This is a genomic window from Leisingera sp. S232 (assembly GCF_049800895.1).
Classification (GTDB): Bacteria; Pseudomonadota; Alphaproteobacteria; order Rhodobacterales; family Rhodobacteraceae; genus Leisingera.
The window spans coordinates 24,788-39,898 of record NZ_JBNAFX010000017.1; the positions used below are offsets into that span (position 1 = coordinate 24,788).

18 protein-coding genes are annotated in these 15,111 nt (G+C 60.2%); 6 read left to right on the top strand and 12 right to left on the bottom strand.

Going from position 1 to position 15,111, the window contains the following annotated elements:
• Positions 1-105: 105 nt before the first annotated feature.
• Entirely contained in the window at positions 106-1,038 is a 933-nt protein-coding gene (locus tag ACP151_RS11830; protein WP_424979108.1) for a lysophospholipid acyltransferase family protein, read from the top strand.
• Between the two features lie 9 nt (positions 1,039-1,047).
• On the opposite strand, the gene ACP151_RS11835 is transcribed toward ACP151_RS11830, so the two are convergent.
• Complete coding sequence (locus ACP151_RS11835) at positions 1,048-1,749, bottom strand: DUF1223 domain-containing protein (protein ID WP_424979109.1); 702 nt, start codon at positions 1,747-1,749, stop codon at positions 1,048-1,050.
• A 222-nt stretch (positions 1,750-1,971) separates the two neighbouring features.
• Between ACP151_RS11835 and acnA the strand changes: the two genes are divergently transcribed.
• The 4 genes from acnA to ACP151_RS11855 all read left to right on the top strand — a co-directional run bounded on the left by acnA (position 1,972) and on the right by ACP151_RS11855 (position 5,995).
• The gene (acnA, locus tag ACP151_RS11840; protein ID WP_424979110.1) at positions 1,972-4,659 is read left to right on the top strand and encodes an aconitate hydratase AcnA; all 2,688 of its coding nucleotides are present in this window, start codon (positions 1,972-1,974) and stop codon (positions 4,657-4,659) included.
• A 255-nt stretch (positions 4,660-4,914) separates the two neighbouring features.
• Positions 4,915-5,199 carry a hypothetical protein gene (locus ACP151_RS11845; protein ID WP_424979111.1) on the top strand — a complete coding sequence of 95 codons (285 nt, stop codon included), beginning with the start codon at positions 4,915-4,917 and terminating at the stop codon, positions 5,197-5,199.
• 82 nt (positions 5,200-5,281) lie between these two features.
• On the top strand, positions 5,282-5,620 hold the full coding sequence (locus ACP151_RS11850; protein WP_424979112.1) for a DOPA 4,5-dioxygenase family protein: 339 nt from the start codon (positions 5,282-5,284) through the stop codon (positions 5,618-5,620).
• A 75-nt stretch (positions 5,621-5,695) separates the two neighbouring features.
• Positions 5,696-5,995 carry a putative quinol monooxygenase gene (locus tag ACP151_RS11855; protein ID WP_424979113.1) on the top strand — a complete coding sequence of 100 codons (300 nt, stop codon included), beginning with the start codon at positions 5,696-5,698 and terminating at the stop codon, positions 5,993-5,995.
• 7 nt (positions 5,996-6,002) lie between these two features.
• Here ACP151_RS11855 and ACP151_RS11860 read toward each other — a convergent pair whose 3' ends face one another.
• From ACP151_RS11860 to ACP151_RS11910, 11 genes are all read right to left on the bottom strand, one after another.
• On the bottom strand, positions 6,003-6,545 hold the full coding sequence (locus ACP151_RS11860; RefSeq protein WP_424979114.1) for a DsbE family thiol:disulfide interchange protein: 543 nt from the start codon (positions 6,543-6,545) through the stop codon (positions 6,003-6,005).
• On the bottom strand, positions 6,538-6,693 hold the full coding sequence (gene ccmD, locus ACP151_RS11865) for a heme exporter protein CcmD (protein ID WP_424979115.1): 156 nt from the start codon (positions 6,691-6,693) through the stop codon (positions 6,538-6,540). Before ccmD ends, ACP151_RS11860 begins: the two co-directional genes overlap by 8 nt.
• The gene (locus ACP151_RS11870; RefSeq protein WP_424979116.1) at positions 6,693-7,424 is read right to left on the bottom strand and encodes a heme ABC transporter permease; all 732 of its coding nucleotides are present in this window, start codon (positions 7,422-7,424) and stop codon (positions 6,693-6,695) included. Before ACP151_RS11870 ends, ccmD begins: the two co-directional genes overlap by 1 nt.
• Before the next feature lie 55 nt (positions 7,425-7,479).
• Positions 7,480-8,136, bottom strand: a complete 657-nt coding sequence (gene ccmB, locus ACP151_RS11875; protein ID WP_424979117.1) for a heme exporter protein CcmB — start codon at positions 8,134-8,136, stop codon at positions 7,480-7,482.
• Positions 8,133-8,747 carry a heme ABC exporter ATP-binding protein CcmA gene (ccmA, locus tag ACP151_RS11880; protein ID WP_424979118.1) on the bottom strand — a complete coding sequence of 205 codons (615 nt, stop codon included), beginning with the start codon at positions 8,745-8,747 and terminating at the stop codon, positions 8,133-8,135. The genes ccmB and ccmA overlap by 4 nt, the downstream gene beginning before the upstream one ends.
• Before the next feature lie 91 nt (positions 8,748-8,838).
• Positions 8,839-9,192, bottom strand: coding sequence for an Mth938-like domain-containing protein (locus ACP151_RS11885; protein ID WP_424979119.1), 354 nt, complete (start codon positions 9,190-9,192; stop codon positions 8,839-8,841).
• 12 nt (positions 9,193-9,204) lie between these two features.
• Positions 9,205-9,957 (bottom strand): TSUP family transporter, encoded by a 753-nt coding sequence (locus ACP151_RS11890; protein ID WP_424979120.1) that lies wholly within the window; start codon positions 9,955-9,957, stop codon positions 9,205-9,207.
• The gene (secF, locus tag ACP151_RS11895) at positions 9,950-10,918 is read right to left on the bottom strand and encodes a protein translocase subunit SecF (RefSeq protein WP_424979121.1); all 969 of its coding nucleotides are present in this window, start codon (positions 10,916-10,918) and stop codon (positions 9,950-9,952) included. Before secF ends, ACP151_RS11890 begins: the two co-directional genes overlap by 8 nt.
• A 1-nt stretch (position 10,919) precedes the next feature.
• A complete protein-coding gene (gene secD / locus ACP151_RS11900; RefSeq protein WP_424979122.1) occupies positions 10,920-12,581 on the bottom strand; it encodes a protein translocase subunit SecD in 1,662 nt (553 codons plus the stop codon).
• 33 nt (positions 12,582-12,614) lie between these two features.
• A complete protein-coding gene (yajC, locus tag ACP151_RS11905) occupies positions 12,615-12,899 on the bottom strand; it encodes a preprotein translocase subunit YajC (protein ID WP_039130110.1) in 285 nt (94 codons plus the stop codon).
• Between the two features lie 275 nt (positions 12,900-13,174).
• A complete protein-coding gene (locus tag ACP151_RS11910) occupies positions 13,175-13,444 on the bottom strand; it encodes a glutaredoxin family protein (protein ID WP_424979123.1) in 270 nt (89 codons plus the stop codon).
• Positions 13,445-13,753: 309 nt separating this feature from the next.
• On the opposite strand from ACP151_RS11910, the gene serS reads away from it, so the two are divergent.
• The gene (gene serS / locus ACP151_RS11915) at positions 13,754-15,046 is read left to right on the top strand and encodes a serine--tRNA ligase (RefSeq protein ID WP_424979124.1); all 1,293 of its coding nucleotides are present in this window, start codon (positions 13,754-13,756) and stop codon (positions 15,044-15,046) included.
• Positions 15,047-15,111 lie beyond the last annotated feature (65 nt).

Here is a 15,111-nt window from a genome sequence, read left to right on the forward strand (position 1 = left end):
CCAGCCCTGTGCCAGTCCTGTGCCAGCGCAGCTTGTACCTGCTGCATCAGCTGCGTATGATGCAGGCTTCCGGGCGCAGTTCCGCGCCGCAGCCATCCAGACGCCATGCCCGCAGATCCTTCCCAGCTCTCCACCTGGAGCCATGTCAAATATTTTGGCAGCAACCTGTTTCTGCGCGGCCTTCTGCGGGCCGCCGGGCTGGTGCCCTACCGGTTGCGGGTTCCGATGATGGGCCGGCTTGTCACTGCCATGGGGCGGCTGGCAGGCTTTGACAAGCGGGTGCGCAACAACCTGAAACTGGTCAGCCCGGAATTGGCGGACATGGACCCGGCAGAGCTCTACCGCAATGTCAGCGACAATGCGGGCCGGATGATTGCAGAAATCTACGCTGGCAAGCCCTTTCATGACCGCGCCCATGCCGCGCCGATCTCCGGTCCGGGCCTGCAGGCTCTGGAGGAGGCGCGCGCAGCAGGTCGCCCGGTGCTGCTGGCCACCGCCCATTTCGGCAATTACGATGCCGCCCGTGCCGCGCTGGTCGCCCGCGGTCACGAAATGGGCGCGCTTTATCGCCGAATGGCCAACCCCTATTTCAACGCACATTATGTGGACGCCATCAAACAGAATGGCGAGCCGCTGTTTGAACAGGGCAAACGCGGCATGGTGGAGCTGGTCCGGCATCTGAAAAAAGGCGGTATCGCCGCCATTGTCACCGATCTGCATGCCCAGGGAGGTGAGCTGATCGACTTTTTTGGCAAGCCTGCAGTCACCTCTACTGTCCCGGCGGAACTGGCACTGAAATTCGGGGCCGTACTGATTCCCGTCTATGCGGTCAGGCAGGAAAACGGTCTGGACTTTGAGATCATTATGAACGCCGCAGTGCCGGCTTCTGATCCGCTGACCATGACCAAGGCGCTGAGCGCCGATCTGGAGGGTATTGTCCGCAAACACACCGGCCAGTGGTTTTGGATTCACCGCCGCTGGAAACCTTATGTGCCCGTTGGAAAAGCGGCAAAACAACCCAGGCAGGACGCAGGCTGACGCGGAAGATCAGTCGACCCGCACCGCAGCAATGACCGGGCCGAACGGGGCTGCCTGCACCAGCACGGCGGAAGCTGCGCTGCCAGGTGCCGGAACTGCGATCTCCAGGTCGCCTGCCCCATCCCATTCCGCTGCAATCTGCCAGTCTTCAACCACATTGGCATAGCTGAGTGTCCGTCCGGCCAGTTCTCCGCGATTGATGCTGACAGTCTGCTGCGGCGTATATCGGATCAATTGTACCAGCAGCCGGTCTTCGGACAATTGCGCCCTTGGCTGCAACCGGATCACCACCTGTTCCCCCTGCCGTTTCGCAGACAGCGATACAGACCGCGGCTGCTTTTGATGGCGGGCGATGGCATCCTCTACTTTCATCCTGTCGGCGCCAACCACATCGTCCTGGCCCATGATGATCATCTGAGGGGTGTAGATCATGCGCCGCCCGCCCGCCTGGGCATATCCCTTCTGCCGTTTGGTGTGCGAGGGGTTTGCGAATGCATCCTTCCAGCCGATGTAGTCCCAATAATCGACATGAAACGCCAACGGCAGCACATCTTCGCGCTCTGCCAGCTTGTGCAGCAGCGCATCTGCGGGCGGGCAGGAAGAACAGCCTTGCGAGGTATAGAGTTCAACCACAACAGGTTCCGCTGCGGATTGGCCGTACACCGGCAAGGCTAGTCCAAGAACAGCCGCGAGCGGCACCAGGAATCTCATGAATCGCTTTCTATGTTTTTCAGGCTTCTGGTCTAAAGATGTGCCGCCGATTTAGCCAATCAATCATTTTTGAGGGCACCGAGAGGCAGCACAGCGCAAAATATGTGTACGATTGCATACAAAAGCACCCCCTGCGGCGTTTGTGCTATTGAATGCTTAATCTTCCTCATGCATTTAGCAGTCAGCGAATTCCCGATCTGAAATTCTTGAGGGAGGCCAAACATGCCTATCACCGTCGGTCAGGACAATGCCAAAGCGCGCCGAACACTCAGCGTCAACGGCAAGTCGATTTCCTACTACTCCATTCCCGCCGCCACTGAGGCCGGCTTTGGCGATTTTTCCAAACTGCCCGCCGCGTTGAAAGTGGTGCTGGAAAATATGCTGCGGTTCGAGGACGGCGGCTTTTCCGTCTCCACGGACGACATCAAGGCCTTTGCCGAATGGGGCGCCCAGGGCGGCAAGAACCCGCGTGAGATCGCCTATCGCCCGGCCCGCGTGCTGATGCAGGATTTTACCGGCGTGCCAGCGGTTGTGGATCTGGCGGCCATGCGCGACGGCATCGTCGGCCTGAAAGGCTCTGCCGCCAAGATCAACCCGCTGGTGCCGGTGGATCTGGTCATCGACCACTCGGTGATGATCGACGAATTCGGCAACCCGCGCGCGTTCCAGATGAACGTCGACCGCGAGTATGAGCGCAACATGGAGCGCTACCAGTTCCTGAAATGGGGCCAGAACGCCTTTGACAACTTCCGCGTTGTGCCGCCGGGCACCGGCATCTGCCACCAGGTAAACCTGGAATATCTGGCGCAGACCGTCTGGACCGACACCGACCAGAACGGCGAGGAAGTCGCCTATCCGGATACGCTGGTCGGCACCGACAGCCATACCACCATGGTCAATGGCGCCGCGGTGCTGGGCTGGGGCGTTGGCGGCATCGAGGCCGAAGCAGCGATGCTGGGCCAGCCGATTTCCATGCTGATCCCCGAAGTTGTCGGCTTTGAGCTGACCGGTGAGATGGTCGAAGGCACCACCGGCACCGACCTGGTTCTTAAGGTCGTGGAAATGCTGCGCGCCAAAGGCGTGGTTGGCAAATTCGTCGAATTCTACGGGACTGGTCTGGACCGGCTGCCGCTGGCCGACCGTGCCACCATCGCCAACATGGCACCGGAATACGGCGCCACCTGCGGCTTCTTCCCGATCGACGGCGAAACCCTGCGCTATCTGCGCAACACCGGCCGTGACGAAGACCGCATTGCGCTGGTCGAAGCCTACGCCAAGGAAAACGGTTTCTGGCGCGACGCGGATTACAATCCGGTCTACACCAGCACCCTGAGCCTGGACATGGGCACTATCGTTCCGGCCATCTCCGGCCCGAAACGCCCGCAGGACTATGTTGCGCTGACCGACGCCAAATCGGCCTTCGCCAATGAGATGGAAGAGACATTCAAACGTCCGATGGGCAAGGAAGTCGCCGTCAAAGGCGAAGACTACACCATGGAATCGGGCAAGGTCGTGATCGCCTCGATCACCTCCTGCACCAATACCTCCAACCCCTATGTGATGATCGGCGCCGGTCTGGTCGCGCGCAAGGCGGCTGCCCTCGGTCTCGACCGCAAGCCCTGGGTCAAAACCTCGCTGGCGCCCGGTTCGCAGGTTGTCTCCGCCTATCTGGAGGCCGCGGGCCTGCAGGAAGATCTGGACAAGGTCGGCTTTAACCTGGTGGGCTACGGCTGCACCACCTGCATCGGCAACTCCGGCCCGATCCAGCAGGAGATCTCCGAGGCCATTGCCGAGGGCGACCTGGTGGCAACCTCGGTGCTGTCGGGCAACCGCAACTTCGAAGGCCGTATCAGTCCCGATGTGCGCGCCAACTACTTGGCCTCTCCGCCGCTGGTGGTGGCCTACGCATTGGCCGGCACTATGGACATCAACCTGGCGTCTGACGTGATTGCGCAGGACAAGGACGGCAATGACGTCTACCTGAAAGACATCTGGCCTTCGACACAGGAAGTCGCAGAGCTGGTCGAACGGACCGTCACTCGCGAGGCGTTCCAGTCGAAATACGCCGACGTCTTTAAGGGCGACGAAAAATGGCAGGCGGTGGAAACCACCGACGCGGAAACCTATGACTGGCCCGCAGCCTCTACCTATATCCAGAACCCGCCCTACTTCCAGGGCATGGGCACGGAGCCGGGCACCATCTCAAATATCGAGAACGCCAAGGTTCTGGCGGTTCTGGGCGATATGGTCACCACCGACCACATCTCCCCCGCTGGTTCCTTTGCCACAACCACCCCGGCCGGCCAGTACTTGCTGGAGCGTCAGGTGCAACCGCGTGAGTTCAACTCCTATGGCTCGCGCCGCGGCAACCACGAGATCATGATGCGCGGCACCTTCGCCAACATCCGCATCAAGAACGAGATGCTGGACGGCGTCGAGGGCGGCTACACCAAAGGCCCCGATGGCGCACAGACCTCGATCTTTGATGCCTCAATGGCGCATCAGGAAAACGGTACCCCGCTGGTGGTGTTCGGCGGTGAACAATATGGCGCGGGCTCCTCGCGCGACTGGGCGGCCAAGGGCACGGCGCTGCTAGGCGTGAAGGCGGTGATCGCCGAATCGTTTGAGCGCATCCACCGCTCCAACCTGGTGGGCATGGGCGTGATCCCGTTCGAATTCACCGGTGGCGACAGCCGCAAATCCCTGGGTCTGACCGGCGAGGAAACCGTCTCGATCAGCGGGTTGGACACCATCCAACCGCTGCAAGAAGTTCCCTGCTCGATCACCTTTGCCGACGGTTCGGTGAAAGAAATCACCCTGAAGTGCCGCATCGATACCGCGCCTGAGATTGAATACATCGAACACGGCGGCGTTCTGCACTATGTGCTGCGCAACTTGGCCAAGTCATAAAATCCAACTGGGTTTTGCACCTAATAACATGCACCCTTCGGGGTGCATGTTTGTTTTTGGCCCCAGGGTCTGTGTGTGCTGCCCCCGCAGACAAAAGAAGAACACCCATTGTCTGACAAGCGCATCCGAGGCACACTTTTTACGTGTAATTTCAACAGCTTTTAACGGCTGTACGGCATTGCATACTTATGCAAAGGTGCATCAAAAATACACCTAATGATTTGAGCAGATCACTAACAAGGCTAGGCCCCCCGCATGAAAGAGGCAGCTTTTGTAGTTGTTTATCCCGACATCGAAACATTCGATGGCCATCTCAACGCAGTCCTGGACATGCTGCCCGCCACCCGTTCCTTTCCCGGTTGTCTGGACGCCCATGTTGGTATCGATCGGGAACGCTTCGAGATTGCCATTTTCCACCTGTGGGAAACGGCCGAGCATCTGAACCACTATATGGATTGGCGCGCCGAACGCGGCGATCTGGATGCCCGCAGCGCAACCATGCGTCGGGAACAGGAGTTCCGCACTTTCTCGGTGCCATAGCCTCGACCTGAACGGGGGCTGCACAGGATCTGTTCAGGTTTAGCCCATTGCAACTGTGCACTGGCAGGAAGAGATTGCAGCCATGAAACAGACAGAAAACATCAGCGGCTATCACGCCCATGTTTACTTTGACGCAGAGACGGTCAAACAGGCGCGCAGCCTGTGCCAGCGCGCTGCGGATACCTTTGCTGTGGAAATGGGCCGCGTCCATGAAAAGCCTGTCGGCCCGCATCCCATGTGGTCCTGCCAGCTGGCGGCCACACCGGATCAGTTCGCACAATTGCTGCCCTGGCTGGCCTTGAACCGGGACGGGCTGGTGGTCTTTGCCCATCCGGAAACCGGCGATGCCATTGCTGATCACCGCGACCATGGCATCTGGTTGGGCACCGGGCTGGATCTGGATCTCAGTATTTTTGGTTGACCTAAAACGCAAATTTACCAGAAATTTCCGGGGAGCTGGGACCCTTTCCAGCACTCATAAATCCCAGAGGATTCAATGGCAGAAGCAGTAATCATCAGCTTGCGCCCCAGGCCAGGAAAATTCACTGAGCTGACGGCACTTATCACTCAGATGGTGGAGGAGGCCCGTAAACACAACGGATGTTTGCAGGCGGAAATCCTGCTGGCGCCGGAACGGGAAGAAATCTCCGTATTCCAGAGATGGCAGGATTCAGAAGCATTCGGCGAATACCTGATCTGGCGGTCTAAGCAGGAACACCTTGATCGTGTTTATGCGCTGGCAGAGGCCGAGCCCGACTTCAGCAGCTATACGTTGATTGAACCGGTCCAACCCTGACGGCTGATTACTGCCCGGCGGCGGCTTTTTCCATTGCCGGGCGCAGGGTGCTGTCGATCACCCGCTGAGTGATGGGGCCTGCCCACCGCAGGATGATTTTGCCGTTGCCGTCCACGACATAGGTTTCCGGCACCCCATAAGAACCCCAATCAATGAACATCCTGCCCTTTGGATCAGCGCCAACAGCTGAATATGGGTCTCCAAGCTCTTTTAGAAAGTTAACCGCTTTCTCTTCCTGATCCTTGTAGTTGACACCGTAGACCGGAATGCCTTCCGCTGACAGCGCCTCAAGGTTGGGATGCTCCGCCCGGCAGGGCGCGCACCAGCTGGCCCAGTAGTTCACCAGCTTCACGCTGCCGTCCCGCAGGGTCGCGTCGCTGAACAACTCTTTGCCGGGGAATTCGTCCAGCACCACCGGCGGCGCGGGCTGGCCTTCCCGGGCAGACGGCAGGCTATTGGGGTCTTCGCGGAACATGCCAACAAGCGCCAAACCAACAAAGCTTGCAAACACAACACCGGGAACCGCCATCAGAGGCGAGATTTTAGCCATTGCGTTTCATCCGTGTTTCCAGAGTTTCCATCTCCCGGCGCACTTTGCGACCGCGCCAGATGGTCAACACCACCAAAGCCGCAAGCAGCAGCAGCGAGGCGCCATAGGCCGACAGCACCGTATCGGCATATTTTCCAAGATCGGGCATCAGGCCTCCAGCCGTTCGCGCGCCATCAATGCCTTGATGCGGCGGGCGCGGATTTCAGTTCCGGTGCGATAGAGCACCAGCGCAAGGAACAGCAGGGCAAACCCCGCCATGCAGACATACAGCGGCGAAGAGAAGGCATCGTGCACATTCTCTTTCTCATCCAGCGACAGCGACGCCCCCTGATGCAGCCCTTGGTTCCAGAAGTTCACGGCATAGCGGCTGAGCACGGCAAAGACCGAACCCACCAGGCAGAGGATCGACGTCAGGTCTGCAGCAGTGTCCGGGTTGTCGATGGCCTCCCACAGGGCGATATAGCCGAGATAGAACAGGAACAGCACCAGAAAGGACGTCAGCCGCGGGTCCCAGGCCCACCAGGTGCCCCACATCGGCTGGCCCCAGAACGCACCGGTAATCAGCGCAATCACGGTCATCACCACACCAATGGGCGCTGCGGCACGGGCGGCCAATGCGCTGACATGATGGCGGCGGATCACCCAGACCAGCGAGGCAATCAGCATCATGAACCAGGCATTGATCGCCATCAGGGCGGACGGCACATGCAGGAAGATGATCTTGACAGTAGACCCCTGCCGGTAATCGTCAGGCGTAAAGAAGAACCCCCAGATCAGGCCAGCGGAAATCAGCACCGCAGAGCTGACCCACAAGGCCGGCATCACCTTCTCAGAGGTGGTCAGGAATTTCTTCGGGTTGGCGTATTCCCAGATCGACATGATGGCTATTTAGCTCTTGTTCTCGGGTTTCTCAATTCACGGGGTCGGCATGCGGTCAGCGCAAATTGACGCGCAGGACGGCGGCGCTGGCAAAAGGCAGCAAGGCGATGGAGGCGGCGGAGATCCCGGCCAGCAGCAGCAGCGGCGTCTGCACTGCCATGCCCTCGGCGCCGCGGCGGGCGACCTCAGACCCGAAGATCAGCGTCGGCACATACAGCGGCATCACCAGCAATGACATCAACAGGCCACCGCGTTTCAGCCCAACGGTCAATGCGGCGCCAAAAGTGCCGATGACGGACAGCGCAGGCGTGCCCAGCAAGAGCGAGATTACCAGCCACAGAAAGCCCGGCGTCGGCAGGTTCAAAAGCACTCCCAGCACCGGGGCCGCCAGCACCAGCGGCAGGCCGGTGGTGATCCAATGCGCCAGCGCCTTGATGGTGACAATGCTTTCCAGCGGCAGCGGCGCGGTGGCCAGCAGGTCGAGCGAGCCGTCCTCCCAGTCCAGTGCCAGCAGGCGGTCGAGCGACAACAGGCAGGCCAGAAGCGCACCCAGCCACAGCACGCCAGGGGCGATGCGGGACAGCAGCTCGGATTGCGGGCCGACTGAGAACGGCACCATCACGGTCACGATCAGGAAAAAGGCCAGCCCCAGACCAAAACCGCCGCCCGCGCGCAAGGCCAGTTTCAGATCCCGCAGCAAAAGCGCAATCACAGGAAGCCTCCGTCAAAATCGTCGATCTCGGGCGGTTTGGCCTTGTGGGGGCCGGTGTCCAGCACCTCTGCCTCCAGCCCCAGATCGATATGGGTGGCAATCAGGGCAGATCCGCCCTGCTCCAGATGCGTTCGTATCGCTTCGGCAAACATCGCCACCGAGTTTGCGTCAAGGCTCACCGTTGGTTCATCCATGATCCAGACAGGCCGACCGGTCACCAGCATCCGGCTGAGACCAAGGCGGCGCTTTTGACCTGCCGACAGGGCGCCGGCATGCCGGTCGCGCAGAGATTGCAGATCAAAGCTGTCCAGCGCCTGTTCAATACCGCTGCGCCCGAAAACGCTGGCCCAGAAGGTCAGGTTCTCTGCCACGGTCAGCGTCGGCTTCAGCCCGTCGGAATGGGCCGCATAGGCAATCTGGTCTTCGGCGCCCGCAATCCGGCCTTTCAACGGCGGCTGCAGTCCGGCGACGGTGCGCAAGAGCGTGGTCTTGCCGATACCGTTGGGGCCGCGCAGAATCAGCGCCCTGCCCGGCTCCAGCGCAAAGCTCACGCCCTCCAGCACCGGGATGCCGCCGCGGGCCACGCTCAGGTCCGTCACAATCAAGGTCATGAATTTCGCTTATCCCATTGCACCGCCGCCTGAAAAGAACATTCCGCAGCGGCCCGCCTTGCGGCAGGTCAAATACATCGGAAATTCATCTTCAAACCGGCAAAACAGCCAGGGCTATACGGCGCCCTTCAGACAAGAGCACATTGTAGGTGCGGCAGGCCGCCGGAGAATTCATGGCCTCGACGCCCAGTCCGGCCTGTTCCAGGGCATTGCGCAAGTCAGCCGGGATATGGGCGATCTCCGGCCCGGTGCCGATGAACAGCACATCAATCTCGCCAGCCAGCGCCAGCAGCGGTTCCGCGTCGCGCATACCGCCCCAGGAGGCTGTGCCGGCAGCAGAGGTCAGCACAGCGCCCTGATGCACCTGGCCGCCGATACGGAAGAACCCGGCACCGTAGCCGTCAACCGGTTGCGCGTCGGAATAGCTTACTTCATTCAGGCGCATGCGCTGGTCCTTTCAGTCAAACACCGGAAGGCTGGTTAACACGGCCAGCGCAATCACGGAATAGGAGGCAAAGCGATAGAGCTGCTCCAGCTTGGGATCAAACAGTGCTTTGCCGGTGAGAGTGGTGATCAGATATGGAATGCCCAGGAAGCCTGCCAGAATGAAGGCCTGCAGGCTGGCCCGCCCGCCAAAGATCAGGTTGACCGCAATCACCACATCCAGTGCAGCCAGGAAGACAATGGTGTTTGCCCGCACCCGTGCCACGTCGCGCACATTGGCCAGGTAGAAAACAATCACTACAGGGCCGGTCAGTCCGGTCATGCCACCGACCACACCCGCTGCACCGCCAATGGCAAAACGCCCCGGCCAGCCCAGCGTGCCCTGCCAGCGCCAGCCGGACACCACAGCGGCCAGGGTCAACCCGATGACACCAGCGGCCAGCCAGCGCACGGTGAGCGCGTCCATCTGCCCCATCAGCCACAGGCCTACAGGCACAGTCACTGCAGCCGCCATGGATAAGGCGCCAACCTCCGCCCTGTCTGCATTGCTCCAGGCCTGCGGGAACAGGGTGATGGTGGAAAACACCCCCATCAGCACCATCAGGAACACCACATCTGCCGCAGGCAGGAACTGCGCACCAACGGGCACAAAGATCATCGCGGTGCCAAAACCAGTGAAGCCGCGGACAAGACCCGCGGCTCCCATGGTGACAAGCAACCAGAACAGCCCCGGCGTGGCCAGGGCTGCGTCGAACGCTTCAAGCATCGATGTTTCCGAACTGGTTGCCGGTGGTGTTGGCCTGTTTCGTCCAGTCCCGCTTTACCCCCAGCTTCAACAGGATGGTGGAGGCGACAAAGACCGACGAATAGGTGCCGACGATCACACCCCAGATCATCGCAAAGACAAACCCGCGGATCACGTCACCGCCCAGCACATAGAGCGATATCAGGGCCAGCAGCGTGGTCACCGAGGTCATCACCGTCCGGCTGAGGGTCTCGTTGATCGACAGGTTCAAAACCTCTGCCAGATCCTTCTTCTTGTAACGGCGCAGGTTTTCGCGCACCCGGTCGAATACAACCACAGTATCGTTCAGCGAATAGCCAACGATGGTCAGCAGCGCCGCGATGATTGCCAGGTCAAACTTGATCTGCAGCTCCGAGAACACGCCGATGGTCAGCACCACGTCATGCACCAACGCCGCCACCGCGCCGAGTGCGAACTGCCACTCAAACCGCAGCCAGATATAGACAAGCACTGCAGCAATGGCCAAGGCGACCGCGATGATCGCGGTGGTGATCAGTTCGCCCGAGACCTTGGGGCCAACGGATTCGACGGACACGAATTTGATACCCGGCGCGACAGCGTCAAGCGAGGCCTTCAGCGTTTCGATAATCTCGCCGGAGATCGCCTCGCCGTCGTCCTGTGCCTGAATACGGATCATGGCGACGTGCTGATCTTCCTCGAAGGCCGGATCGAATACCTCGGTAATCGACACATCACCCAAACCGTGCACCGCCAGTGCATCGCGGTAGGCGCCGACGTCCACCGTTTCCGATGACTCGGTGCGGATTGTGGTGCCGCCGCGGAAGTCGATGCCAAAGTTCAGCCCCTGAAACAGGAAGGACGCAAAGCCCACCACCATCATCAGAGCCGAAATGCCCAGCCACAGCTTGGCGCGTTTGAAGAAATCGAAAGAGGTCTCCTGGGGAACCAGTCTCAGCCGCATATCACACCTCAATCGTTTTCGGACGGCGCCGTTCAAACCACATGACAATCATCAGACGGGTCACAAAGATCGCGGTGAAGACCGACGTCATGATGCCCAGCCCCAACGTGATCGCAAAGCCGCGCACAGGACCAGAGCCCATGGCAAACAGGATCACCGCGGTGATGAATGTGGTGATATTGGCGTCCAGAATGGCGCTCAGCGCCTTGGAGTAGCCTTCGTCAATCGCCTTGGCCGGGCCGCGGCCTGCCTTCAGCTCTTCGCGGATGCGTTCAAAGATCAGCACATTGGCGTCCACCGCCATACCCACGGTCAAAACGATACCGGCAATACCCGGCAGGGTCAGCGTGCCGCCAATCAGGCTCAGCATGCCGAAGATCAGCGCGATGTTCAGGATCAGCGCCACATTGGCAAAGAGACCGAACAGGCCATAGCTGAGCCCCATGAACACCAGCACCGCGACAAAGGCCACGATGGTGGCGATCTTGCCCGCGTCAATGCTGTCCTGGCCCAGTTCGGGACCGATGGTGCGCTCTTCCAGGAACACCAGTTCCGCCGGCAGCGCGCCTGCGCGCAGCAGCACCGCCAGGTTGGTGCTTTCCTCAATGGTGAAGTTGCCAGTGATGATGCCGGAGCCGCCCGGGATATGCGACTGGATCACTGGCGCTGAAACCACCTCATCGTCCAGCACGATGGCAAAGGGGGAACCGATGTTTTCAGCCGTGTAATCCCCGAACCGGCGCGCGCCAGAGGTGTTGAAACGGAAGGTCACCGCAGGCTGGCCGTTCTGGTCGAACGACGGCTGCGCATCCACCAGATCTTCACCGGTGACAACGGCGGCGGATTCAATGGTGTAGTAGAAACCTTCCTCGTCCAGTGACGGGATAACTTCATTGCCAATGCCCGGCGCTGCATCGGGATCACTGCCGCGCCCCACAACCGGGTTGAACGTGAGCTGTGCGGTGGTGCCGATGATGGCCTTCAGTTCCGACGCAGAGCCGATGCCCGGCACTTGGATCAGGATCCGGTCTGCGCCTTGGCGCTGAATTGTCGGCTCGCGGGTGCCGACCTCATCAATCCGGCGGCGTACAATCTCCAGTGACTGGCGCACCGTGCGGTCATCCGAGGCGATCTTTTCCGCTTCGCTCAGCTGCACCACCAGGATGTCACCCTCGGCGGAAACCTCGATATCATTGGCACCGACGCCGGTCAGCGTGGTGATGGGATTGGCCAGTCCGCGCACCACTTCCAGCGCGCGGGCCATACCGTCAGGCTTGGAAAGTCTCAGACGAATCTGATCCGATGCGCCCGGCTGACGGCGGAATGTGCCGACAGTTGCGCGCTCAGGCCGCAGCGCATCGCGCACTTCCGGCCACAGCGCGTCCATCCGCGCTTCATACACATCGCCGACCTGCACTTCGGCCAGCAGATGCGCACCACCCCGCAGGTCAAGGCCCAGGTTCACCAGGCCAGACGGCAGATAATCCGGCCATTGGCCCGCAACTTCCAGCCGCTCCGGCGTCTCGCCCTTGGCGATGATGTCGGCGGCCGCGTCATTGGCCTGTTCGACGCGGGTGTAAAACCCGTTTGGCAGGGCAAGCATGATACCAGCTGCACATACCAGCCAGATCAACACCCTCTTCCAGAGATCAATTTGCAGCATTGCCCTGCCTTTTCAGATCGTTGCGGGAAACGCTCAGGACGCGGGCTCTGTCTTGTTCAGAACCTGTGCGATGGTCGCCTTGACCACGCGCACTTTGACGCCTTCTGCGATTTCCACTTCGATCTCGCCGTCTTCTTTTACTTTGGCCACCTTGCCGATGACACCGCCCTGGGTGACCACCTGGTCGCCGCGGCGCAGGCCGTCAACCATCGCCTGATGCTGCTTCATCTTCTTTTGCTGCGGGCGGATCAGCAGGAAGTACATGATCGCGAAGATCAGGATAAGCGGGAGAAATTGGGCGACTGCGCCACCGTCCATGGGATATTCCTTCTGTCTATGCGGCATGTGGTGTCATGCCGGAATTTTGCAGCGGAACCTATGCGCTAGGGGAAAGGGTTGCAAGGCTCAGCGCCGCCCCAAATGGGCCAAACGGCCGCCTGACACTGTTGTTCCGCAATAAGAAGCCGCCCTGCCTGTCCGGTGCAGGTCCGTCGGGTCATTCCCGCATCCCGGAAACCTCGGCACCAAGACAGCAGCCCGCGTTCCACAAACCCGAACCGTCAGCCTGAAAACCGCGTCCAAGACAGCTCAAATCAGCGCTTCCAGAACCGCTTTGGCCGGGGCTTTTGTGCCTTGAGGTGTTTCTTCAGGTCAGTGAACCCGCCGATTTTGACACCATCGATGAAGATCAAAGGCGTCGTCGTGATGTGGTGCTTGTCTTTGAAAGCATCAGTTTCACGGCGCGTCCGAAGTATATGCTCCTCAACTTCGAACTTCTCGCGGTGCAGCAGATCACGCGCGGCGGTACCGTAGCCACAGGTGTAGTTGGGCAAATCCATGCGATAAAGTACGGCCTTGGGCATTTGAACACTCCCCCTTGTTTCCGGCAGGTTTGGGATGCAGTTGCTGACAGCGCAAGTTCAGATCGATCACTTTGGCGTGGGCTTTACAGGCCGGAGCGCGGCATCTTTCCATACCAACCGGAGATCCGGGCTCCCCATCTGCCCGCCGCGCGATTTTCCAGAAACGCGCTGCTGCGCACGGCCTCGCGGCAAGCTGCAGGTCAGGAACAGTCAGCGTCCACTGGCCTCCCCCTCTTTCCCTTTCTTCACCCTTGCGTCATAGGATAGGCCTACTGATTCAAATACCATTCAACGCTAGGAGAGACTCTCATGCATGACATCCGCGCAATCCGCGAAAATCCTGCCGCTTTCGACGCCGCTGTGGCGCGGCGCGGGGATGCGGGCGTGTCATCCGGGATTCTCGCGCTGGACGAGGCGCGGCGCGCCAAGATTCTGGCCGCTGAAACCGCGCAGGCCGAACAGAACAAGGCCTCCAAGGAAGTTGGCGCGGCCAAGAGCCGCGGCGACGAAGCCGAGTTTGAGCGCCTGCGCGCATTGGTGGCCGAGAAGAAGGCCGAAGTGGCAGCGATGAACGCCGAGGCCAAGGAACTGGACCAGCAGCTGAACGATATGCTGTTGACCATTGCGAACCTGCCGTTTGACGATGTGCCGCTGGGCGATGATGAAGACGACAACGTCGAAATCCGCACCTGGGGCGATCCAAAGGAACTGGAGTTCGAGGCCAAGGAGCATTTCGAGATCGAAGGCGTAAAGCCGGGCATGGATTTTGAAACCGCAGCCAAGCTCTCGGGCAGCCGTTTTGTGGTGCTGTCCGGTGCGGTTGCCCGCATCCATCGCGCGCTCGCACAGTTCATGGTCAACACCCATGTGGACGAAAACGGCCTGACGGAAACATGGTCTCCTGTACTGGTGCGTGAAGAGATGATGTACGGCACCGGCCAGCTGCCCAAATTCGGCGAAGACAGCTACAAGACCACCAATGGCTGGTGGTTGGTACCAACGGCTGAGGTGACGCTGACCAATATCGTCAATGGTTTGACTGTCGAGGAAAGCTATCTGCCGCGCCGCTATGTGGCGCATACCCAATGCTTCCGCTCTGAGGCTGGCAGCGCGGGCAAGGACACCGCCGGCATGCTGCGTCAGCACCAGTTCGAGAAAGTCGAGATGGTCTCCGTCACGCATCCGGACAAAAGCATCGAGGAGCATGAGCGCATGACCCGTTGCGCCGAAAACATCCTGGAACGGCTGGGCCTGCCCTACCGGACCATTGTGCTCTGCACCGGCGACATGGGCTTTGGCGCCCGCAAGACCCACGACATCGAGGTCTGGGTCCCCGGCCAGAAGACCTACCGCGAGATTTCTTCGGTCTCGGTCTGCGGTGATTTTCAGGCCCGCCGGATGAATGCCCGCTTCAAGCCCGCTGATGGCGGCAAGCCGCAATTTGTGCACACGCTGAACGGCTCCGGTCTGGCTGTGGGCCGCTGCCTGATCGCAGTGCTGGAAAACGGCCAGCAGGCGGATGGCTCTGTCCAGCTGCCAGAGGTACTGGCCCCCTATCTGGGCGGCAAACTGACTCTGACCGCTGACGGCAATCTGGCCTGATCCAAAGTGCGGACCTGATCCAGACTACGGGCCTGATCCAGACTACGGGCCAGAAAACAGAAAAC